Source organism: Leeuwenhoekiella sp. CH_XMU1409-2, from assembly GCF_037029365.1.
GTDB classification, from domain to species: domain Bacteria; phylum Bacteroidota; class Bacteroidia; order Flavobacteriales; family Flavobacteriaceae; genus Leeuwenhoekiella; species Leeuwenhoekiella blandensis.
The window spans coordinates 312,582-335,677 of sequence record NZ_JAYMEI010000001.1 but is presented as its reverse complement, the minus strand read 5'-3'; the positions used below and the strand labels follow the sequence as shown (position 1 = coordinate 335,677).

23 protein-coding genes are annotated in these 23,096 nt (G+C 41.2%); 11 read left to right on the top strand and 12 right to left on the bottom strand.

Annotated elements, in window-relative coordinates:
* Position 1: 1 nt before the first annotated feature.
* The 5 genes from WA338_RS01420 to WA338_RS01400 all read right to left on the bottom strand — a co-directional run bounded on the left by WA338_RS01420 (position 2) and on the right by WA338_RS01400 (position 6,309).
* The gene (locus WA338_RS01420; protein ID WP_009778603.1) at positions 2-217 is read right to left on the bottom strand and encodes a hypothetical protein; all 216 of its coding nucleotides are present in this window, start codon (positions 215-217) and stop codon (positions 2-4) included.
* An 85-nt stretch (positions 218-302) separates the two neighbouring features.
* Complete coding sequence (locus WA338_RS01415; RefSeq protein WP_272987033.1) at positions 303-1,013, bottom strand: zinc metallopeptidase; 711 nt, start codon at positions 1,011-1,013, stop codon at positions 303-305.
* 83 nt (positions 1,014-1,096) lie between these two features.
* Positions 1,097-2,209, bottom strand: a complete 1,113-nt coding sequence (gene ald / locus WA338_RS01410; protein ID WP_272987035.1) for an alanine dehydrogenase — start codon at positions 2,207-2,209, stop codon at positions 1,097-1,099.
* Positions 2,210-2,348: 139 nt separating this feature from the next.
* Positions 2,349-5,183 carry a leucine--tRNA ligase gene (leuS, locus tag WA338_RS01405; RefSeq protein WP_272987037.1) on the bottom strand — a complete coding sequence of 945 codons (2,835 nt, stop codon included), beginning with the start codon at positions 5,181-5,183 and terminating at the stop codon, positions 2,349-2,351.
* A 202-nt stretch (positions 5,184-5,385) separates the two neighbouring features.
* Positions 5,386-6,309 carry a ketopantoate reductase family protein gene (locus tag WA338_RS01400; protein ID WP_272987038.1) on the bottom strand — a complete coding sequence of 308 codons (924 nt, stop codon included), beginning with the start codon at positions 6,307-6,309 and terminating at the stop codon, positions 5,386-5,388.
* A 172-nt stretch (positions 6,310-6,481) separates the two neighbouring features.
* Between WA338_RS01400 and WA338_RS01395 the strand changes: the two genes are divergently transcribed.
* The 5 genes from WA338_RS01395 to WA338_RS01375 all read left to right on the top strand — a co-directional run bounded on the left by WA338_RS01395 (position 6,482) and on the right by WA338_RS01375 (position 10,055).
* The gene (locus WA338_RS01395) at positions 6,482-7,360 is read left to right on the top strand and encodes a cell division protein FtsX (protein ID WP_009778598.1); all 879 of its coding nucleotides are present in this window, start codon (positions 6,482-6,484) and stop codon (positions 7,358-7,360) included.
* A gap of 69 nt (positions 7,361-7,429) precedes the next feature.
* On the top strand, positions 7,430-7,705 hold the full coding sequence (locus WA338_RS01390) for a DUF3098 domain-containing protein (protein ID WP_009778597.1): 276 nt from the start codon (positions 7,430-7,432) through the stop codon (positions 7,703-7,705).
* An 18-nt stretch (positions 7,706-7,723) separates the two neighbouring features.
* Entirely contained in the window at positions 7,724-8,521 is a 798-nt protein-coding gene (gene uppP, locus WA338_RS01385; RefSeq protein WP_009778596.1) for an undecaprenyl-diphosphatase UppP, read from the top strand.
* 24 nt (positions 8,522-8,545) lie between these two features.
* Positions 8,546-9,259, top strand: a complete 714-nt coding sequence (gene truB / locus WA338_RS01380) for a tRNA pseudouridine(55) synthase TruB (RefSeq protein ID WP_009778595.1) — start codon at positions 8,546-8,548, stop codon at positions 9,257-9,259.
* Positions 9,260-9,320: 61 nt separating this feature from the next.
* Entirely contained in the window at positions 9,321-10,055 is a 735-nt protein-coding gene (locus tag WA338_RS01375) for a hypothetical protein (RefSeq protein WP_009778594.1), read from the top strand.
* On the opposite strand, the gene WA338_RS01370 is transcribed toward WA338_RS01375, so the two are convergent.
* Entirely contained in the window at positions 10,033-10,671 is a 639-nt protein-coding gene (locus WA338_RS01370; RefSeq protein WP_009778593.1) for a thioredoxin family protein, read from the bottom strand. The two genes, WA338_RS01375 and WA338_RS01370, sit on opposite strands and share 23 nt — an antisense overlap.
* A 144-nt stretch (positions 10,672-10,815) precedes the next feature.
* Between WA338_RS01370 and WA338_RS01365 the strand changes: the two genes are divergently transcribed.
* Positions 10,816-11,400 carry a DNA-3-methyladenine glycosylase I gene (locus tag WA338_RS01365; RefSeq protein WP_040532477.1) on the top strand — a complete coding sequence of 195 codons (585 nt, stop codon included), beginning with the start codon at positions 10,816-10,818 and terminating at the stop codon, positions 11,398-11,400.
* A 59-nt stretch (positions 11,401-11,459) separates the two neighbouring features.
* Here WA338_RS01365 and aat read toward each other — a convergent pair whose 3' ends face one another.
* The 3 genes from aat to WA338_RS01350 form a co-directional block, all read right to left on the bottom strand.
* Positions 11,460-12,098 carry a leucyl/phenylalanyl-tRNA--protein transferase gene (aat, locus tag WA338_RS01360; RefSeq protein ID WP_040532475.1) on the bottom strand — a complete coding sequence of 213 codons (639 nt, stop codon included), beginning with the start codon at positions 12,096-12,098 and terminating at the stop codon, positions 11,460-11,462.
* A gap of 273 nt (positions 12,099-12,371) precedes the next feature.
* Positions 12,372-12,749: a DUF3127 domain-containing protein gene (locus WA338_RS01355; protein ID WP_009778589.1), complete on the bottom strand. Its 378-nt coding sequence runs from the start codon at positions 12,747-12,749 to the stop codon at positions 12,372-12,374.
* A 36-nt stretch (positions 12,750-12,785) separates the two neighbouring features.
* A complete protein-coding gene (locus WA338_RS01350; protein WP_009778588.1) occupies positions 12,786-13,667 on the bottom strand; it encodes a flavin reductase family protein in 882 nt (293 codons plus the stop codon).
* A 163-nt stretch (positions 13,668-13,830) separates the two neighbouring features.
* Between WA338_RS01350 and WA338_RS01345 the strand changes: the two genes are divergently transcribed.
* From WA338_RS01345 to WA338_RS01335, 3 genes are read left to right on the top strand one after another with little or no spacing between them, the layout of a single operon-like run.
* Complete coding sequence (locus tag WA338_RS01345; RefSeq protein WP_009778587.1) at positions 13,831-14,985, top strand: sensor histidine kinase; 1,155 nt, start codon at positions 13,831-13,833, stop codon at positions 14,983-14,985.
* Positions 14,982-15,569, top strand: coding sequence for an NUDIX domain-containing protein (locus tag WA338_RS01340; RefSeq protein WP_009778586.1), 588 nt, complete (start codon positions 14,982-14,984; stop codon positions 15,567-15,569). The genes WA338_RS01345 and WA338_RS01340 overlap by 4 nt, the downstream gene beginning before the upstream one ends.
* Before the next feature lie 32 nt (positions 15,570-15,601).
* Positions 15,602-15,958, top strand: a complete 357-nt coding sequence (locus WA338_RS01335) for a hypothetical protein (protein WP_009778585.1) — start codon at positions 15,602-15,604, stop codon at positions 15,956-15,958.
* On the opposite strand, the gene WA338_RS01330 is transcribed toward WA338_RS01335, so the two are convergent.
* The gene (locus tag WA338_RS01330; protein WP_009778584.1) at positions 15,955-16,344 is read right to left on the bottom strand and encodes an HIT family protein; all 390 of its coding nucleotides are present in this window, start codon (positions 16,342-16,344) and stop codon (positions 15,955-15,957) included. The two genes, WA338_RS01335 and WA338_RS01330, sit on opposite strands and share 4 nt — an antisense overlap.
* A 512-nt stretch (positions 16,345-16,856) precedes the next feature.
* Here WA338_RS01330 and WA338_RS01325 point away from each other — a divergent pair.
* The gene (locus tag WA338_RS01325; RefSeq protein WP_272987044.1) at positions 16,857-19,421 is read left to right on the top strand and encodes an alpha/beta hydrolase-fold protein; all 2,565 of its coding nucleotides are present in this window, start codon (positions 16,857-16,859) and stop codon (positions 19,419-19,421) included.
* Between the two features lie 103 nt (positions 19,422-19,524).
* On the opposite strand, the gene greA is transcribed toward WA338_RS01325, so the two are convergent.
* Positions 19,525-20,001 carry a transcription elongation factor GreA gene (gene greA / locus WA338_RS01320; RefSeq protein ID WP_272987046.1) on the bottom strand — a complete coding sequence of 159 codons (477 nt, stop codon included), beginning with the start codon at positions 19,999-20,001 and terminating at the stop codon, positions 19,525-19,527.
* A gap of 171 nt (positions 20,002-20,172) precedes the next feature.
* Between greA and WA338_RS01315 the strand changes: the two genes are divergently transcribed.
* The gene (locus tag WA338_RS01315) at positions 20,173-20,622 is read left to right on the top strand and encodes a hypothetical protein (RefSeq protein ID WP_273006634.1); all 450 of its coding nucleotides are present in this window, start codon (positions 20,173-20,175) and stop codon (positions 20,620-20,622) included.
* A gap of 45 nt (positions 20,623-20,667) precedes the next feature.
* On the opposite strand, the gene WA338_RS01310 is transcribed toward WA338_RS01315, so the two are convergent.
* Positions 20,668-22,881, bottom strand: a complete 2,214-nt coding sequence (locus tag WA338_RS01310; RefSeq protein ID WP_272987049.1) for a TonB-dependent receptor — start codon at positions 22,879-22,881, stop codon at positions 20,668-20,670.
* Between the last annotated feature and the right edge of the window lie 215 nt (positions 22,882-23,096).

Below are 23,096 nucleotides of genomic sequence, written 5' to 3'. Positions count from 1 at the left end.
GTCACCACGTTTCTGATGTTTTATTTAAATCTTTCAAAGATTGTACTCGGCCTTGAGTATAATCATCTTCAGATTCATTAACACGAGATATTAAATCCTCTTTTGAAAAGCGCACACCTTCATCTTCAGAATTCAAAAGCTGTTCAATCAATTGATCTATTGAAAACTCTTCCGGAAGATGTTCTAACTGTTTTAATATTTTAGTTTTAGTCCACATTTTCAAAACTTTATAGCTTGAAGTTACACAAAAAAACCCATTCCAATTAAATGAAATGGGTTCTTAATTCTTCTAAGTTTCAAACTTATCTTCTACTTCCTAAAATCTGCAATGCGAAGTATAATAAGGTGGCTAACGAACCAATCGCAGCGACTACATACGTGCGGGCGGCCCATTTAAGTGCATCTTTAGCTCCGTCGTGTTCTCTTGGTGTCAACATATTAGCCGATTCTAACCACGCCAATGCACGGTTACTTGCATCATATTCCACAGGAAGTGTGATGAATGAAAACAAGGTTCCCATTGCAAAAAGCCCTAAACCAATGATAGCTACGGTCATCCCAAGACCAGACCCAATGATCGACATTAAAACAACCCCTCCAATAATCACAAACATCGACATACGCGACGCCACACTCACTACAGGAACCAATTTAGAACGCATGGTTAACCAACTGTAGGCCTTAGCATGTTGTACCGCGTGACCACACTCGTGTGCTGCAACAGCAGCCGCAGCGGCGTTGCGCTGATTATAAACCGGCTCACTAAGGTTAACGGTCTTTTTTGCAGGGTTATAATGGTCTGTTAACTGCCCTTGAACCGAAATTACCTTTACATCGGTAATCCCGTTATCGCTTAGCATTTTGCGCGCGATCTCGGCACCGCTCATCCCGTTTTGCAGATGTATCTGCGAGTATTCTTTAAACTTACTTTTTAATTTATTGCTTACTAGCCAACTTACCAATGCAATAGCACCAACAAGTATGTAGTAGCCCATATATCCTCCTGTTATCATGTTTTTTGAATTTTAGTGTTTTAAAACTAAAGAATAATTAGCAATAAATACGCCGAAAATCGCTTCTGCCGTTTTGACGTAACCTATAAAAATTCAGCTACAGGTTTAAAGGGCAAATCAAACGCTTGAGATATTTCCTCATATACCACTTCTCCTTTGATAATGCTCAATCCTTTCTGTAAATCCAGATGATCCTGGCAGGCTTTTTCCCAACCCTTTTCAGCAAGTTTGAGCACATACGGCAAGGTCACATTGGTTAGCGCCACGGTTGACGTATACGGCACAGCACCCGGCATATTTGCCACACAATAATGCACCACATCATCAATGATAAATACAGGATCTTCGTGTGTGGTAGGTCGTGAAGTTTCTACACAACCGCCTTGATCTACCGCCACATCTACGATCACAGTTCCCGGTCGCATATCTTTAAGCATATCTCGCGTGATCAATTTGGGCGCTTTGGCACCCGGAATTAGTACACCACCTATTATCAAATCGTGGGTTTTTATATGTCTGCGGATGTTGAACTCATTCGAAAACTCGGTAACCACGTGCGGAGGCATAATATCATTTACATAACGCAAACGCTTCATACTGATATCGAGAATGGTAACGTGTGCACCGAGACCGGCAGCCATTTTAGCGGCTTGAATCCCCACTACTCCGGCACCTAGAACAAGGACTTTTCCGGGAGTTACCCCGGGAACACCTCCCAACAATACGCCGCGCCCTTTTACCGGTTTTTCCAAATAACGCGCCCCCTGCTGAATTGCCATACGTCCCGCAACTTCACTCATTGGGGTGAGCAAGGGCAAACTGCGATCAGACTCTTCTACGGTTTCATAAGCGATACAAACGCTTTTACTTTTGAGCATCGCCTGCGTAAGCGCTTCGCTTGAAGCAAAATGAAAATAGGTAAACACGATCTGATTTTCCTTAACCAGATCATATTCCGGCTCGATAGGTTCTTTTACCTTAACGATCATTTCGGCGATGGCATACACCTCCTCGATCGTGTCAAGAATTGCTGCTCCGGCCTCTTCATAAATAGTATCGGTAAAGCCGCTGTGTTCTCCGGCCGTTTTTTGAACATACACCGTGTGCCCACGTTTGGTAAGTTCAAAAACGCCACCGGGCGTGAGTCCTACGCGGTTTTCATTGTTTTTAATTTCTTTGGGAACTCCAATAATCATAGTTTCTGGTTTAGGCAGAAAATTAAGAGTTCTCAAAAAGAAGCTTAGAAAGAATATGTCAAAAAGGAAAGGCTTATTTTGATAATATGTGAATTAACATCTCAAAATAAGCCTCTGTTTTATGAGTAGGACTGAATTTCTATCCTACAAAGTTCACGATCTTACCGGGAACCACGATCACCTTTTTCGGTTCGCGACCGCCTAAATACTCTTGTGTTTTCTCGTGCGCGCGTACTGCTTTTTCGATTTCATCTTTAGAAAGATCTAGCGGAAGTTCCATCGTAAAACGCATTTTCCCATTAAACGATATTGGATATTCTTTACTGCTTTCTACCAGATGCTTTTCATCAAAATCCGGGAAAGAGGCAGTGGCGATCGACTCGTCGTGACCGAGCAAACTCCACAATTCTTCAGCGATGTGTGGTGCGTAAGGCGAAATCAACACCGCCAATGGCTCCAGCACTTCACGGTTGTTACATTTTGCAGCAGCGAGTTCGTTAACTGCGATCATAAACGTAGAAACCGAAGTATTAAAACTGAAGTTCTCAATATCTTCCTGTACCTTCTTGATGGTTTTATGCAAGGTTTTCATCGCCTCTTTAGAAGCCGGCACATCAGAAACTTCAAAGTCACCTAGATTTCCTGCTTTATCTACCTGATGGTATAGCTTCCATAATTTTTTAAGGAAGTTATGTACTCCCGTAATTCCTGCAGTATTCCAAGGTTTTGCCTGCTCTAATGGACCTAAAAACATCTCATACATACGCAACGTATCAGCCCCGTACTCCTCACAAATATCATCGGGATTCACCACGTTGTATTTGGATTTAGACATTTTTTCGACTTCGCGACCTACTTTATAAACTCCGTTTTCAAGAACAAATTCAGCATCCTTAAATTCTGGTCTCCAGTTTTTAAATGCCTCTACATCCAACTCATCAGATGCGTTTACAAACTCCACAGGCGCGTGGATGGGTTGTACAGATAAGTCTTTCTTGCTTTGAGCGGAAATAAATTTATTTTCACCCTCAATGCGATACACAAAAGCACTAGTTCCCAAAATCATCCCCTGATTGATCAGCTTTTTGAAAGGCTCTTCCACAGGTGCAAAACCACGGTCTTTAAGGAATTTCACCCAAAAACGGCTGTACAATAAATGCCCTGTTGCGTGCTCGCTACCTCCAATATAGAGGTCCACATTTTGCCAATACTCCATCGCTTCTTCTGAGGCAAAAGCTTCGTCGCGCAGAGCTTTCTCCATATATCTGAAAAAATACCAGCTGCTTCCTGCCCAACCCGGCATCGTATTCAACTCTAAAGGAAAAACCGTCTCGTGATCGATCTTGTCATTGCTCACGACTGCATTGGCTTGGATATCCCACGCCCAAACATCGGCGCGACCTAGTGGCGGCTCGCCTTCTTCGGTAGGTAAATATTTTTCTACTTCCGGCAAGTGAATCGGTAAATGCGCTGCATCAATCATTTGAGGCATTCCATCTACATAATACACCGGGAACGGCTCTCCCCAATAACGCTGACGGCTAAACACCGCGTCGCGCAAACGGTAATTTACTTTCCCTTTTCCGGCACCTAATTTTTCTAATGCTTCAATCGCTTTTGGCAATGCTTGCTTGTATGCCAGTCCATTTAAGAAATCTGAATCTTTAAGCGGAGTTGCATCTTTTTCAGCATAGGCTTGTTCGCTGATATCGACTCCGTCAAAAATATTCTTGATCGGAATGTTGAAATGCGTTGCAAAATCCCAGTCGCGTTGATCTCCACAAGGAACCGCCATCACAGCACCGGTTCCATAACCAGCCAACACGTAGTCACCAATCCAGATCGGAATCGGCTCTTTTGTAAAGGGATGCTCGGCATACGCACCGGTAAATGCACCAGAAATGGTTTTTACATCGGCCATACGCTCGCGCTCGCTACGCTTTGCAGTAGCTTCGATATAGGCATCAACCTCAGCTTTTTGCTCTGGAGTTGTTATTTCTTTTACAAGGTCTAATTCCGGCGCTAGTGTCATAAACGTCACCCCAAAAATGGTATCGGGACGCGTGGTAAATACTGAAATAGTCTCTTCTGAATCTTTAATCTTAAACTGTACCGAGGCTCCTTTTGAACGCCCGATCCAGTTGGTTTGCGAGTCTTTAAGCGGCTGTGGCCAGTCAATATATTGCAAACCGTCTAGCAAACGCTGTGCATAAGCGCTGATACGCATACTCCACTGCGTCATTTTTTTGCGCACCACAGGATGCCCGCCACGTTCTGAAACGCCGTTCACGATCTCATCGTTTGCCAAAACCGTACCCAACGCAGGACACCAGTTTACTTCGGTTTCTGCCAGATAGGTTAATCTATATTTTAAAAGAAGTTCTTGTTTTGCTTTCGCGGAAGCGGAATTCCATTCTTCAGCGGTAAAGGTTTCAACATCCTCATCGCATACTGCATTTACCGAAGCATTTCCTTCGGCTTCAAACTTGGCGATCAGCGTGTCAATATGCTCTGCCTGGTTGGTATCGTTGTTATACCAACTTTCAAAAAGCTGAATGAAAATCCATTGTGTCCATTTGTAATATTCCGGATTTGAAGTGCGCACCTCGCGACTCCAATCGAATGAAAATCCTATTTTATCTAATTGCTCGCGGTAACGGGCAATGTTAGTTTCGGTAGTAATTGCAGGGTGTTGCCCGGTTTGAATCGCATATTGCTCTGCCGGAAGACCAAACGAATCATACCCCTGCGGATGCAACACATTAAACCCTTGATGACGCTTGTAACGCGCATAAATATCACTGGCAATATATCCCAGCGGATGCCCAACGTGCAGTCCCGCACCTGATGGATACGGAAACATATCGAGCACATAATATTTTGGCTTGTCGCTGTTATTTTTTGCCTGAAAAGTACCGTGATCACTCCAGTACTCTTGCCATTTTTCTTCTATCGCGTTAAAATCGTAGTTCATTACCGTGTATTGCTTTGCGCACTGCGCATTTTAATGAGCGGCAAATTTAACGATTTAAAAGCGATTTAAGCAGACCGGTTTTTTGGCACCGCCAAAGGGTTAAATACTCCGTCCCGAAAGCTTTCGGGATGTCACGAAATTGAAAATTTGTTCGGAACGAATGCCACGTGGGTCTGCCCTAAGGGAGTTTACTCGAGGTTTTCTAGGATCTTGCCTCTTTTTCCGTTGGCAATAAACACTCAAAGATCATCTCGTTTACCGGCACAGAAACACCTAGACGCTTTCCTTCGCGCACAATGTAGCCGTTAAAGTTGTTGAGTTCGCTGGGTTTACCCTCCATAATATCGCGTTGCGTAGAAGCAGTCACCTCTGCGCCTTGATTCTGGATCGCCTCAAATACCGATTTCATATGTTTTTCGGTAAGTGCAATTCCTTTTGCTTTGGCTACATTAAAAATCTCCTGTGCGGTGTCTTGCATCATTTTAAATAAATAAGCACTCGAACGTATTTTACCCATAGGCACACGCGTCAAACCACCAATACCGCTTATGGTACAAATGAATAGAAATTTCTTCCAGATCTCTACTTGAATATCTTTAACCAAATGCGCTGTAAAACCGGCTTCTTCAAATAATGCTTGAAGTTCTTTTGCTCGTTCAGAAAGGCTTCCGTCGAGTTCACCAAAGGTGATGCTGGGTTCAAAAGTAGGATGCTTTATTTTTCCCGGACCGTCTTTAAATGCAACTATTCTACATAAACCACCCAAAACCTGAGCATCAGGCAATACTTCAAGAATTTTTTCAGCATTAGAAGCTCCGTTTTGTAACGGCAGAAACAGCGTTTCGGCGTTCACATAAGGCTTTAAAGCTTCAATCGTCTCGGGAACCTGCCACGATTTTACTCCTAAAATCACAAGATTAGACGTTGGGATTTCGTTTAAATCGTCAGTAGCCAAATCGGGTTCAGCTACAAAATCACCTTTATAACTTGTGACTTCTAATCCGTTTTTTTGAATCGCTTCCAGGTGTTTTCCGCGAGCAATAAACGTCACGTGATTCTTAGTTTTGGTGAGTTTTCCGCCAAAATAGCCTCCAACGCCACCTATTCCGTAGATTAAAATATTCATAAACGTTTGTAATAAGAGTTTAAGCACTTCATTTTAAACCGATAACGCCAGTATTGGTGCTAAACGCGCGAATTGCTTCAGTATAAAAATACAAAATGCGCCAAGCGTGCGTTTAAGAAGCACGAACTTTAGTATTTTTGTCCACGAATCGCATTAAATTTTACGCAGCAGCATGGCATCATCCTTTGAAAAGTTTCAACGTCGCAGACTGATCTCCTCGTATTTTTCGGTGATTTTAAGTATTGCGCTGGTACTTTTCTTATTGGGATTACTGGGCCTTCTTGTGCTCAACTCTAAAAAAGTTGCCGATCATTTTAAAGAACAGATCGCATTGACGATTTATTTAAAGGATGATGCAAAAGATGTTGAGATCAAACAATTGGAAAAAACACTTGCCCTAGCCGATTACACCAAGTCGACGCAGTTTGTTTCTAAAGAAGAAGCTGCCGAAGAACACAGCAAAGAAATAGGCGAGAATTTTATGGACTTTTTGGGCTACAACCCGCTGCAAAATTCCATTGACGTCTATCTCAAAGCCGATTTTGTTGATGCGGCTCAGGTTAAAGAAATCGCAGATAATTTACTTGCTAAAGACTTTGTAGAAGAAGTAAATTATGACCAGCCTTTGATCTCGCTGCTTAACGATAACATCAAAAAAATAAGTTTGTGGGTGATGATCATCAGCGGTGTGTTTACGCTCATCGCGGTATTGCTCATCAACTCTGCGATACGTCTTTCGGTATATTCTAAGCGTTTTACGATTAAAACGATGCAAATGGTGGGCGCGACCAAGGGGTTCATTCGCCGCCCGTTTATCTGGCTGAGTATGAAATTAGGAATGGTAGGCGCAGTAATCGCACTCGCAGGAATGGCTGCGGTTTTGTATTATTTAAACCAAACCTTCCCTGAGTTAGAATTGCTGGCAGACCCTATGATTCTGGCTATTTTATTTGTAGGCGTTTTTGTAGCGAGTATGATCATCACGTGGTTTAGCACGTTTTTGGCTACTCAACGCTTTTTGAATTTAAGAACAGACGAGCTCTATTATTAGACTTGAGACATTAGATAAGAGCTTTTAGATCAACAGCTCTTTCCAAACATAATTTTTAACCCTTTTAGCATGGGAGAACAAAAACGAAAAAAGCAAAACGAACTGCACCGTAGCAGTTTTATTTTTAAGAAGAAAAACTACAAGGTGATGTTGATAGGACTTGGTGTGATCGCACTTGGTTTTATCCTGATGTCTGGCGGTGGTAGTGATGATCCTAATGTTTTCAATCCGGAAATTTACAACTGGAGACGTATACGCCTGGCGCCTGCTTTGGTTTTGATTGGTTTTGGTATTGAAGTCTATGCGATTTTACTGAATCCTGATAAGAATAAAAACACCAACTAACTTACCTACATCTAGTAAATGGATATAATCGATGCGATAATTCTCGGAATCATTCAAGGCCTTACCGAATTTTTACCGGTTTCTTCAAGCGGTCATCTTGAACTCGGAAAAGCTATTTTGGGCGACAGCACCCTGCCTGAAGAAAGCTTACTCTTTACTGTGGTTTTGCATTTTGCAACCGCTTTGAGTACGATCGTAGTTTTTAGAAAGGATATTTTTGACATTCTCAAAGGCTTGTTTCAGTTTAAATGGAATGATGAAATGCAGTTTTCTGTAAAAATCATCATCTCTATGATTCCTGCTGTGATCATCGGTTTATTTTTTGAAGAACAATTAGAAAGTCTTTTTGGCGGAAACATTCTGCTGGTAGGAATGATGCTTATCATTACCGCACTTTTACTATGGCTGGCAGATAAGGCTAAAGACACCCAAAAGCCGGTAAGTTATAGCAACGCTTTTACAATTGGTATCGCGCAAGCCATTGCCATGCTACCCGGGATTTCCAGAAGTGGTGCAACCATCTCGACTTCGGTTTTATTAGGAAATGACAAAAGTAAAGCCGCACGTTTTTCGTTTTTGATGGTGGTTCCCCTTATATTCGGAAAGATCGCAAAAGACCTGCTTAGCGGTGAGATCACAACCGAATCTGGTAATTTCACAGCACTTTCTATAGGTTTTGTTGCTGCATTCATCAGCGGACTTATCGCTTGTACCTGGATGATCAAATTGGTTAAAAAGAGTAAACTTTCTTGGTTTGCCATCTATTGCCTTATCGTAGGTATCATCGCCGTAAGTTTTGGGTATTACAACCTGTAAACCGAAGCATTACAAAAACACATTATGCAGTTTACCGAAGAATATTTTAAAGAAGGTCAGGTTTTACTTTTTGACAAGCCGCTCAATTGGACCTCATTCCAACTGGTAAACAAAGTGCGTTGGTTGATACGCAAGACCTATAAAATCAAAAAAATTAAGGTGGGTCACGCGGGTACTTTAGACCCCTTAGCTACGGGCCTGCTTATCATCTGCACCGGTAAATTCACCAAGCGTATTGAAGAATTTATGGGGCAAGAGAAAGAATATACAGGCACCATCGTGTTAGGTGCTACTACACCTTCTTATGACCTGGAAACGGAGATTGATCAAACTTTCCCTACAGCTCATTTGAATGACGAACTCATAAAAAAAACTACTGCTCAATTTACAGGAAGCATACAGCAGCAACCGCCGGTTTTTTCCGCATTGAAGAAAGACGGAAAGCGTTTGTACGAGTTTGCGCGCGCGGGTGAGAAAGTTGAAATTCCCAGCAGAACAGTTGAAGTTTCAGCCTTTGAGATCACAAGAATCGAACTTCCTGAGGTTGATTTTAGGGTGCGTTGCAGTAAAGGCACTTACATAAGATCTCTAGCTCACGATTTTGGAAAAGCATTAAATAGCGGCGGGCATCTTTCCGCTTTGCGCAGAACAAAAATTGGAGATTTTGATGTGATAGATGCCACTTCGTTAGAGGCATTTGAAGCTGCTTTACAACAAGCTGAAGCTTCAAACAATTAGTTAACAGCTCTTCCGTTTTGTTTAACAACCACGCATTCGGCGTTTTTGTATTTTTATACTGATGAAACTTTCACCTGAAGATAAAGCGATGTTGATCACCTTTAGCGGTGCCAGTATTCTTGCAGTTATCTTTTTGTTTTTTACCATCAAACCTTATGACACTTCACAAGTAGAAGAATTTATTCCGATTCCTATCATTGAAGAAGAAGTTATTGAGGAAGAACTTTTGGAGCAGACCGAAGAAGAAGTGTTACAAACACAGCAAATCACCAATCAAGCACAAAGCAGCAGTAGATTGGTACGCGAAGCCAATCGTTTCTTCAGCCAACAAGATGAACGCGACAACGCCTTAAAAAGCGATACCGAAACCGCAGATCCCTCAGAGGATTCTGATGGTGATGAGGAAGCCTTTCCCGATTACAGAGAGCGTATTGCACTCTTGCGTCAAAAACGCGCGGCACAACAATCTGCCGGCACTTCAGAAAACACAGAAGAAGTCTCAAAAGTAAACACGTCTAGCAATCGTCGCAGTACAGTAAACTATCAACTCAAAGACCGAAACGCCATCCAAATCCCTAATCCCGTTTATACCTGTGATGCAACAGGACGCGTGGTCATTAACATTCAAGTGAGTGGCGCAGGCGGCGTTTCTAAAGTTACCTTTAATAAAAATGCGTCGAGCACTTCAAACGGCTGTCTTGTAGATCAAGCCTTAGAATATGCTAAACAAGCGATTTTTAACTCCAGTAAGCGAGAATCGCAACTAGGTTCGATCAGTTTTGAGTTTCAAGGTTAAAGGCTTTTAAGATCTCAAGCAATTCTTCAACTATCGCCTGCCCTTTGTTATCGTTATACCATTTCTGGAGCGTATTGATAAACTCTGGCGTTATCGCTTCGTTTTCTGCTTTAAAATCTGTGACGAGTTGTTGCGCGGCTTTGGAGCGTGAACCCCAACTTGTTACCACCGCATTATTCTCAGGATCCTGAACGATCAACTTAGGAATTGCTTTTCCGCCATTGGTCAAAAACGCGTCCATCAATTGCGGGTGATCATCACGCAATACCAGATTAAAATTGATCGCAGGCTGAAGTTGTGCCATTTTATGCATCACCGCAACGGCTGCGGGAGCGTCGCCACACCAACTTTCGGTAAGTACTAACCAGTTTACCGGCTTTGTGTAGGCTTTTAAAGCTTCCTCCTGCTCCTGCGTAAACTTGAGCGTTTTATCCCAGCGCTTCATCCGGCGGTCATTGAGTACCGTATAATTTGATAAGGCTTCGGTTTGTGTATGTCCCGTACTTGTAAAAGCTTCGGCGTGCTTTGCAACCAGTAAGCGATAATCTGCATAGGTTAATGCATTCTTAAGCGCTTCGGTCACCAATTCTTGTCGTTCTAAGGTTGTAATAGTCATAGAACAAAAGTCGGTTTTTTATAAACCAACTTACAATCCAAAGTGCTTTGATGCGTTTTAAAAATGTATACCTTTAATTTTTAATTGGCGCCGCCAAAGGGATTAATACTCCAAGGCTCGCCCTGAAGTAATTTACTTTGAATTATGACAAAACAAAGATGTGGCTGGTGTGTGGGCGACCCGCTTTATGAGGCGTACCACGATCAAGAATGGGGCGTTCCTGTTTATGACGATCAAACGATTTTTGAGTTTTTGATTTTAGAAACTTTTCAGGCGGGTTTAAGTTGGATCACGATTTTGCGCAAGCGCGAAAACTTCCGCGAAGCACTTGATGACTTTGACTATAAAAAGATAGCGTGTTATTCTGAAGCCAAACTGGAAGCGCTGCTTCAAAACCCCGGAATCATCAGAAATAAATTAAAGGTAAAAGCTACCGTTAGCAATGCACAGGCTTTTATAGAAATTCAGGAAGAATTTGGTAGTTTTTCAAAATACATCTGGAGTTTTGTCAACCATAAGCCTGTTCAGAATTCGGTGAAAATTTACAAAGAAGCTCCGGCAACTACAGCAATAAGTGACGCGCTATCAAAAGACCTAAAAAAACGTGGTTTTAAATTTACCGGTTCGACGGTAGTCTATGCGCATATGCAAGCGACCGGAATGGTTAACGATCACGAGGTAGATTGTTTTAGATATGCTGAAGTTAAAAGCCTCGGGGTAAAACCTTGAGCGATTAGGAGAAAGTTATGCTTAGTTTGAGCACGCCAGCTTTTAGAATCGAATAAAAACTAGCCTAAGTAAGACAGAAATTCTTCTCTTGAGATTTCTTTAGCCCCCAAACTTTCAAGATGAGCGGTATACACTTGGCAGTCGATAAGCTTGTAATCCTGTTGCGTAAGTTTTTGAGCCAAAGAAATAAACGCCACTTTACTGGCATTACTCACTTTTGAAAACATGCTTTCGCCACAAAAAACCTGCTTGTCTTTTAAATTTACACCGTACAAACCACCTACGAGCTCCTCATCTTGCCACACCTCTACAGACTGGGCATAACCTAATTTATGAAGATTTAAATAAGCTTCAACCATATCGTTTGTGATCCAGGTGCCATGCTGTCCCTCGCGCTCAATCCGTTTGCAATTTAAGATCACATCAAGAAAACGGGTGTTATACGTCACCTTAAATGCTGCTTCACGCAGCACTTTACGCATTGATTTTGAAATATGAATTTCCTGAGGAATCAAAACCATTCTGGGGTCGGGCGACCACCATAAAACCGGTTGGCCATCATTATACCACGGGAATATCCCTTTAGAATAGGCGTCAACGAGTCGTGCCGAACTTAGGTCTGCCCCCACAGCAAGCAACCCGTCTTCATCTGCAAAGCGGTAATCAGGAAACGGCTGATTGGAGTTAATGAATATGATACTTTATGATTTTGATAAAAATGAATACAAAATTTTGATTAATTCCGATTTTTTACCGAAATTTATAATAACCTCTTTAAAAATTTTGTTCATCATTGCTTTTTTAGTTTAAGAATAGGTTAACCTAAAACCAATTAAAAGCTCTTGTACCAAGAGCTTTTTTTTATGCAGTAAACTAGCCTTGGAGCATTAAACCTCGATTATTAAATAAAATGAAGAACCCCCGAAACTTACTAAAAGTATCGGGGGTTTTATTCTAGTTTAACGCACTTTTTAGAAAGGCAAATCGTCGTGATCGTCATCATCAAAATCTGAAGCCGGCTCAAACTGGTCTGCTGGTGGTACCGGTGGCATTCCTGCAGATGGTGCTGCGCTTTCAAGACTTTCGATTCTCCAACCTTGTATGCTATTAAAATATTTGGTCTCTCCTTGAGGATTCACCCACTCGCGACCTCTAAGATTGATGCTTATTTTTACATTTTGCCCAATGTTAAAGTTGTTCAACAAGTCGGTCTTGTCCTGTACAAATTCAACCATTATAGGCTGTGGGTATTGTTCTTCGGTAGTTACAACAACTTCGCGCTTTCTAAAACCATTGTTCCCAAAGGTTTGTACGTCTCCAATCAATTTAATTTTTCCCTGTACTTCCATTTCTGTTGTTTTGTTTATATGATAAGCCTTTTAAAATTAGGCTAAAATTAATTTCCAGGCATCGCCCGTTCTATCTTGATTTACTAATTCTTTAATTGCTTGATGCAAGCGTTCCTGATCACCTGAGTTTACCACTTCTTTCAAGTCTTGATTTTCAGCTAAAAATACCTTTACAGCTTCGGCATCCGGTAAAGCTGCGATATTGCCCAATCTTCCCAGATCGTTTCCGCTAAGCACAGTACTCAATCGTACCGCTTCCGGCAACGCATCTACACCAACCCCAAGATTGCGCAACGGCTTGGGCACTTCAAACATGCCGTCTATAGCACGCGTGTACCAATTACCTCCCATACGCGCTACAAGATCGATTTTATGCTCATCGATTGTTTCTGCTTCGGTCAACACCTCCTTTTTGATATGAATTCTGAGCACCTCGCAAACGACAAGATTCCCGGAGCCTCCTTCGGTTCCCAAAGCGACAACCTCATTTACCTTACATTCTAATTGTACCGGAGCTTCTTTCACGCGAAAAGGTTTCACCGCTTCTGAATGCGCTTTGCTAAAACCTGCTTTGATAAACTCATCTACGCCGGCTTCATATTCTGTACTTGCCAGAGACATTTGCTGCACCATCGCATAATTCACCATATTGATCACAACTTCTCTGGTCGCAAGAATATTATCTAACGTATGCTTTGTGGTATTGTCTCTCCCCCTACGCACAGGCGAAAACACAACAATAGGCGGATTTGAACTGAACACATTAAAAAAACTATACGGCGCCAGATTGGGTTTGCCTTCAGCATCTAAAGTACTTGCAAAAGCAATAGGACGCGGCCCCACAGCAGCAGATAAAAGGCCATAAATCCTGGCATTCTCTGAAGTTTTAGGGTCTATAGAAAGTGTTTCGGTGCTCATTTGGCAAAGGTAGGCATACGATAGTATTCTTAAAACCGTTTTGAAAACAATAATTGTATTAGAAATATTTTATATTTAGTTCGAGTGCCACCTTGCATTTGCGCTTTATTCAAGACGCAGCAATAGGCTTAACCTAAACACGAGCTTCAAAGAAACGAATCCTATGAATTTTAATAAAGATCAGCGTTTTATTCGCTGGTTTATCATTTTTGCAGCGGTGGTCATTACTGCGCTTATTCTTTGGAATGTCTCCTTATTTTTTGACCAACTCAAACAGTCAGAACGGGACCGTATGGAAATTTGGGCTACGTCTATGGAAGCCTTTAACACCGAAGACATCAACCAGTATTATGCGCTAAGTCAAAAGATAAATTCAAAAAACCAATACATCCCGATAATCATTACCGATTACAAGGACAGTATTGTAAACAGCATTAACATACCCGAGAACATTCTTGAAAATCCGGCACGGTCTCAAGAATTACTGCTCGAAATGGCTGCCGAAAATGACCCCATACGCATCGATATTCTAGGTGGTGAACTCTGGTACGCCTACTACGGGCACTCTCCGGTGATCAATCAATTAAAGTTTTTCCCGGTAGTGCTGGTTATTATCGTGATCCTTTTTATCGCGGTGATCTATTTCTTCTATGCGACTTCAAAAGCTTCTGAACAAAACTCCTTATGGGCAGGAATGGCCAAAGAAACAGCGCATCAAATAGGCACGCCGCTTTCTTCGCTCGTTGGATGGACCGAAATTTTAAAGGCCGAACATGTGAATCCCGATTATATTGAAGAGATCAACAAAGACATAAACCGACTCGAAATTATTACCGGTAGATTTTCACAAATAGGAAGTATCCCAAAACTTGATCCTAAAAATATCATTACCGAAACGCAAGACGCGTTTGAATACCTGGCCAATCGCAGTTCAAAACTCATTGATTTTGAGATAGACGTCCCCCGCGGACAGCTTTTTGTGATGCTCAATAAAGAACTTTATGCCTGGAGCATTGAGAACTTGGTCAAGAATGCCATTGATGCGATGAAAGGAAAAGGTAAACTCACATTAACCATAAAACGCGACACCCGCTACGCAAAAATTTTAATTTCAGACACCGGTAAAGGAATCCCAAAAATGAACTTCAATACCATTTTTGAACCGGGTTATACAACCAAAAAACGAGGTTGGGGACTGGGCTTATCACTTACTAAACGCATTATTGAAGAATATCATGATGGCCAAGTGCGTGTGTTGCAAAGCGAACTCAACAAAGGAACAACCTTTCAAATAGCCCTAAAACTTATAGATGAATGAACGATAAGGTAAGAAATATGAACGTGAGTATACTGTCTGACAATTGGTATACGCTAAAGAAGGTTGATTTTGAATACCTCAACAATCAAAACACTTGGGAAAAGCAATCGCGCGAAGCCTATGACCGTGGCAATGGCGCGGTGGTTTTACTTTATAATCTCGAGCGGCAAACGGTAATTCTCACACGACAGTTTAGAATGCCCACGTATCTCAATAAGAATAAAGACGGCATGATGATCGAAGCCTGTGCCGGTTTGCTGGATGAAAACGATCCCAAAACCGCTATCATTAAAGAGATCGAAGAAGAAACCGGCTACCGCATCAAAACGGTTGAAAAGGTATTTGAATCCTATATGTCACCGGGATCTGTAACCGAAATTCTCCATTTCTTTATTGCAGCATATACTGAAGATCAAAAAGTATCAGAAGGTGGTGGTGCTGCCGATGAAACCGAAAATATTGAGGTTCTAGAATATAGCTTTACTGAAGCTTTAGCACTAATAAAATCGGGAGAAATCAAGGATGCCAAAACCATTATGCTCTTACAATATGCACAAATAAATCTGGCGAATCTTATGAAATGATTTATTTTTGCGCCACCAACTAACCTTTGAATATGGCTTCTTCCTACGTAAAATTTGGCGAGTCTAAACTGCGCAACAACTGCCCAAAATGTTACGCGCAAGATGGATTAAGTTTTACGTTTTACAACAAAATAGAAGACAATAAATTACTTACCAAAGCTACCAAAAACGTAAAAGGAGAGCTGCATTGCAGTCATTGTTCTTCGCAGGTATATCCCGGTCTATGGACCGACGAAATCGACCGTGTTTACCTTTATAACCTAAAGAGAATAGGCGATCCTGAGACCTATACCCGCTTTAAACCTCTTGCAATACTCATTCTTATTGCCATTGTAGTCGTTGCCGCAGCAGCAGCTTTTGCACTTTATAATTTTAAAATAGCGGCTTAAAGCGCTTCATTGATCTGTTGAGCAAGAGCTTTAAATTCCTCCTGATCTAGTTTAGTTTTATTGATAAAACGCGCATCTTCCATCGTAGTAAGCGGGATCAAATGTACGTGCACGTGTGGTACTTCAAGACCAATTACTGATACACCTATGCGCTCGCAAGTCACTACCTGTTCTAAAGCAAGTGCTACCTTTCGGCTAAAAGCCATAAGCGCCATATAATCTTCTTCAGGTAGATCAAAAATCTTGTTTACCTCCTTTTTAGGAATGCACAAGGTATGCCCCTTTGCATTGGGATTTATATCTAAAATTGCGATGTGTTGCGCATCTTCGGCAACGATATGACCGGGAATTTCGCGGTTGATGATTTTTGTGAATATTGAAGCCATAATTTAAATTCTAAGGATAAGCTTTTGTATGCTTAACAAAAGTATTATTTATAATTAAACAATCTCTAACTAAAGGGATGCATTGCACGCTTACCAGCAATTATTAAACGAACGTTTAAAATTTGAAGGCCAAATTCTGTCGTCTAGCAACGTTATGCTGTTGTCTGTCTATTTTAACCTCAACTTTTGCTTGATTTTAGCTTAATTACTAAGGATTAGTCATTGATAATCAATAAGCATAATCATTAAGCTGTGATAATTTCTAATTTTAATAGATTTTAGCACAGTATCGTTATTTTTTAAAACAGCTATCTAAAGTTAAAGCCTGTGCTTAGGATTTTAAAAAAAACCAGCCAAGTTTATATTCTTGGGTTGGTGCAAGATTCAGATTATGCTTATTGATCCATCAGCTTCAGTTCAACTACTGAAGTATGCTTAAATTTTATTTACATCATTAACCATTTACAAATAAGCATCTTTTTAGAACTTATTTGTTTAAACCTCTAAAACGTATGAAAATTCGCATTCTGTTAAGTTGCATTTTCTTAATTACTACTTTTTCATTTGCGCAAAGCAAAAAAGGAAATATTGTTCAATACTTTGGCAAGGAAAAAGTCGAAGATATTAATGAAGGATCAATCCTTCACCTTTTTAAAGAAGGCCTGCTACTTAAAGGGAAACGCTTTGACAAAACACACAACACCATTGAAACCGATGCTGTATTTGCTCAAATTCTGAGTGGCGATGCTCCTGCCATAAAAGAAGGCGCCGCCATGTTAGATTCTAAATGGGAAGCGATCGAAGCCGGAGAAAAAAACGAATTTAAAAACGACAACCTCAGATCTGGTCATCTGTATTTAGAATACACATCAGAGACAGAACAAATTGTGCTCTTTGAAGCTTCAGGCCACACCAGTGTTTTAATCAATGGTTTACCTCATGAAGGCGATCATTATGACTTTGGCTGGAGCCTTATTCCGATTAAATTAAAAAAAGGAAAAAATGAGTTTGTACTTTCTGGCGGTAGATTCAACAATATGCGCGCAAGACTGCTCAAACCAGATCAAGCGGTGCAGTTTACTAAAAGAGACCTTACCTTACCAGACTTGCTTGTAGATGATGCTAAACCGGTTTATGGTGCCATCAGAATTATGAACACCAAAGAGTCTTGGTTTAAAGGTGGAAAGATTGAAGTAAAAATTGGAGACGCCACATATACTTCAGCAGTTCCCGATATATCGCCGCTTCTTGTACGCAAGGTTCCTTTTACGATCACACCGCCCAGCAACCTTAAAGCAAATGAGGAAGCTGAAGCGGAGCTGACCCTACTCTCAAAATCCGGAAAAGTTTTAGCCAAAGACACCTTGACGTTTGGCACAAAATCGAAATACAAGCACCACAAAAAGACATTTATAAGTAAAGTAGATGGAAGCGTGCAGTACTTTAGCGTTGCTCCATCGTTGACTAAAGACAAAGACAATCAGGCTTTATTCTTATCTGTGCACGGCGCATCGGTTGAAGCGGTAAATCAAGCCAACGCCTATAAACAAAAAGATTGGGGTCACCTTGTTGCGCCAACTAACCGCAGACCTTATGGTTTTGCCTGGGAAGATTGGGGCCGCTTAGATGCACTTGAAGTGCTAGAAGAAGCTGAGCGAATTTATAAAACCGATTCTTCTCACACCTACTTAACCGGTCACTCAATGGGAGGTCACGGAAGCTGGTACTTGGGAGCGACATATCCAGATCGTTTTGCGGCTATTGCACCTTGTGCAGGATATCCTGACTTATTGCGTTATCGCAATTTTAGAGTAGAGCAAATGGCAAAACTTCCTGAAGAAGATTTCAAAGATCTTGGCATTACCAAAGAAGAATTTATTGCGCAAACCACAGCAAGCTTCAATGCTGAAATAGATAAGGAACTTGATGCGATTATTATGCGAGCAGGAAATCCTAGCCGTACGCTTAAACTCTTACGCAACTATTTACACTATGGTGTTTTTGTACTGCACGGCGAGATCGACAATGTAGTTCCTACCGCTATTGCACGCGATATGAGAGAACGCTTAGGAACCTATCATAATGACTTTTCATACTATGAGTACCCTAACGGAAAGCATTGGTACGGGGATGAGAGTGTAGATGATCCTTTGCTTTTTAACTATTTTAAAGCACACTCGATCAAACCTACCGAAGCTATTGAGGAAATTGAGTTTTACACTGCTTCTCCGGGTGTTTCTTCAGGGTCGCATTACGTAGATATTTTACAACAAAACAAGCCGTTTGAGATCAGCTCATTTAACCTTGAGAAAAATGAGGGCAACCTTATCATAACCACCGAGAATGCCGCAGTTTTACAGATCGATCTAGCTAAAGCCGGCACCATAAACGACACCCTTACACTAGACGGTCAAAAGCTCATTCCGGCTTCTAAAGATCTCGTTTATTACAAAAATGAACAAGGAACCTGGAAGGCTGTTGAAGCTCCTTCTGAAATGGATAAAAGTCCATTACGCAATGGCGGATTCAAAGATGCTTTTAGAAATAATGTCGTTTTTGTTTATGCTTCAAAAGGTTCAAAAGAAGAGAACACCTGGTGGTATAATAAAGCTAAATTTGATGCTGAAAAATTCTGGTACAGAGCAAACGGTGCTGTAGAAGTAGTTAAAGACACCCAATTCAAACCTGAAAATTATCCAGATCAAAACATTGTTTTATACGGAAACAAAAGCAACAACGCTGCTTGGAATAAACTGCTTAAAGACGCCCCGATTCTTGTGACCAACAACAGCTTAAAATTGGGCGACAAAACCTTAAAAGGAGATCAATGGGGCGGTTTATTCATTTATCCGCGTTCAGGAAGTGATGTGGCAAGTATTGGTGTAGTAACAGCAACAGGAACAACCGGAATGAAAGGCGCTTACGCCAATGATTATCTGGTAAATGCGACTACTTATCCTGATGTATTGATCTTTGACAACACTGCGATGCAAAAAGGCATTGAAGGCATAGAATGCAGTGGTTTCTTTGGCAACGACTGGTCTGTAGAAGCAGGAGATTTTGTTTGGAGAAACTAAATTTATAACCTCAGAGGCCTAAGCCTTTGATGGTTTCAATAAAAAAAAGCGGAGTTCAATTTTTATTTTGAACTCCGCTTTTTCTTTATTTCAAATTGAATATCTAGTCTCTCGTAATTTCGAGAATGTCAAATTTCATCGTTCCGTTAGGGACTTGTACTTCTGCCACTTCGCCTACTTTTTTACCTAATAATCCTTTGCCAATAGGAGAATCTACAGAGATCTTTCCGCTCTTTAAATCGGCTTCACTTTGCGCTACCAATTTATACGTCATCTGCATGCCATTGGTTTGATTTTTAATCTTTACCGTAGAATGCACCAAAGCTTTAGAAGTATCTAACTGCGACTCATCAATAATACGGGCATTAGCTACAAGCGCTTCCATTTTTGAAATACGCATCTCAAGCATTCCCTGCGCTTCCTTGGCAGCATCATATTCTGCATTTTCACTCAAATCCCCTTTATCTCTAGCCTCAGCAATTGCTTGTGACGCCTTAGGACGCTCAATATCTTTAAGCTGATTTAGCTCGTCTTTTAATTTTTTTAATCCTTCTGCTGTATAGTATGATACTTTACTCATAACTTCGTCTATTAATGCACAATGTAATGTGTGTGATTTTCGTTTATTCAAAATCGTGTTTAGCCTGCGAAAGAACATGCTCGCTTATAAACACAAAAAATCCCATCAGAAACGGGATTAAGCATTGCTAATATACGAATTTATTAATTGTTACTTCTAAAATTTTATAAATTGATAAACCTTAAATTTTCTTTTGGAGTGAAATTTTTACCCGTTTTTTTGATCGCGGCAATATTTCTGACAGGCTGTAGCGCAGATGATAACCGCATCAACAATCCTAATTTAAATCCTTTTTCTTTTAGCGTAAACCTTAACACCAATTTCGGAACGTATAGTATATTAGAATTTCCTGGAAATGCAATATATGAGCCTGGGATTGGCATCCGCGGAATATTTATCATCAATACCGGTGCAGGAATTCGTGCGTGGGAAGCAACAGACCCCAATCACGTTCCTAATAGCTGCTCTACGATGACTTTAAATGGTACCGAAGCAACATGCCCCTGTGAGGATAACACCTATACTTTATTTACCGGTCAGGATACCGCCCAAGAATTACCGTACACACTGCTTGAATACAGGGTCTCTCAAAATAGAAATATTATCACTGTTTCATATTAAAAAAAGCCGGCAATTTGCCGGCTTTTCTGCTTCTGGTGTGATCCCCTAAAATCGCACCGTCGCACCAAGTAAAAAATTGATTTTTGCCTGCGGATAATATCCCGCTCCTTCAACTGTAGTTACTGCTCCAGAATTGGCGACCTCATCATAAGTAAAGAAATAACCGTTTGAAACATATTCTTCACTGAAGATATTATTTACCAAAGCAGTTAGCGTAACCCGCTTTGCAAAGCCTATATTCTTCAGATCATACTGCACGTTAAAGTCATTGATAAAATACGCATCAAGCTTAGAACTTTCGGCGTCTATATTTCCTAAATATTGTTCTCCTACGTATTTAGAAAGTAGCGACAAGCGCAAGTTTTGAACCGGAAAGAAATCAAGGCGATTACCCGCTACGATTTCTGGTGAAAAAGAAATATTGGTATTCCCTAAATTCTGCAACTCCCCATCTCGCTGAAAGAAAAAGTCACGGTTTTTATTGGTACTCAAGGCAAGGTTGGGCGTGATCGCAAATTTGCTTCCCAACTGAAATCCTGCTTCTACCTCCAATCCTAAACGATAGCTCGAACCGCTGTTTTGACGAATAGGCGCTCCTACATCATCAATCGCACCGGTAAGCACAAGCTGATCGCGATAATCCATAAAATAAAGATTGGCAAAAACACGCGCACGCTCTTTAGTAAAACGATAACCTAATTCAAAATCATTTAAAGTTTCCGGCACCGGATTTCCGTTTTCAAAATCGGTACGACTAGGCTCTCTATTGGCTCTGGCGTAAGAAGCATAAATTTTATTTTCCTCATTCAGCGTAAGCGTCAATCCCGCTTTCGGATTGAAAAACGAATAGTTTTCATCGATGATAAATTCGTCAATATCGCTGTTGATCCCGTCGGTTTCGTAGCTAATAAAACGCCCTTGTAAATCTCCAAAAACACTCCACATATCGTTTATGCGCCAAGTTGCTTTAGCAAATGTGGTAAACTCATTTTTATCTGCGGTGCCAAAATAATAACGGTAACCGGCTTCTTCATCCTGAGCAAAATAACGTGCCCAAGTGATCTCGCCATAATGATCGCCACTATACATACTACCAAAAACTCCGGCATCAAAATCTATTGCGTTTGACTTATAATTGGTTGTCAGGTTTGCCACATAGTAGCGGTTGTCTAGCCAGCGACGGCGAATAAGATCGGTATCGGTTTGTAATTCTCCATCAACTTCATACGGTTCCCAGCCAATGAAATCAAAAGTCGCATCGCTAGAGAAATTCACGTTGGCATAATACCAAGAATCTACATATTCTTCAAAAAAGCCACGACCCATGGTGTAGTTTAAACTCAGCTGTGTTGACCAGCCTCCGCCATATTTTTGATTCCAGTGCAGTTGCACGTGATCTTGCTTGTAATCATCAACCTGATTGTCATAAAAACCTTCAAAATTTCCATCATCATCGTATTGGAAACCTATAGGATTGTACGTTCTGTCCGTCGCTAAAGTCTGCGCGTCGATACCATTCCACGACTGGTAAGTTACCTCGTGACCGCCAAAAACAACAGCTTTTAACAACGTCTTCTCGTTGCGGTATTCGCCCTGAAGGTAATAGGATTTCAAATCTGAACTGGCACGATCTACATATCCGTCAGATTTTATAGCAGAAAGCCTTCCGGAAAAAGTAAAATGATCATTTATAAGTCCGGTACCAAATTTCACATTGGCTCTACGCGTATCAAAAGATCCGCCTGAAGCATTGACTTCAGCGTAAGCTTCCAGCGTAGCCGCATCGGTCAAAATATTTAAACTGGCACCAAAAGCTCCGGCTCCATTAGTTGATGTTCCTACTCCACGTTGCAACTGCACACTTTGTATCGAACTGCTAAAATCTTGCAAATTCACAAAGAACGTTCCCAAGCTTTCGGCATCGTTATACGGGATTCCGTTTATGGTTACATTAATACCGCGGTTGCCGGTACCACGCACTCTAAAACCGGTATAGCCCACACCGGCGCCGGCATCAGAAGTGGTAACTACACTGGGTAAATAATTGAGTAAAATAGGCAGATCTTGTCCCAGATTGCGCTCGTTGATTTCGTCTTTAGACAAATTGCTGTACGTGATGGGCGAATCGGCATCTACACGTACCGATTGTACCAGCACCTCATCTAGTTTTTCTACATCGGTAGAATCTTGTGGTGTTTGTTGTGCGAGTGCGCCAAAAGTCGTTAAAGTGGCAGCACAGGCGAATAAAAGAGTTTTCATTCGTAAAAATTTTTACGAATAAAAGGGGCAATTATTCTGTGTTACTATAAGTTAATATGCAATGTTGCTTAAAAACACGCAGGTCGTCACCCGCTTTTTTAAGCGATTCCCTTGGCAGCATTATCTGCCCAGGTTCATTGGGTATGATCTCAGCTCGCTTTCTGCTCTAAAACAGAAGTTTAAGCACCCCTTTGAGATTTAGGGCGCAAATGTAA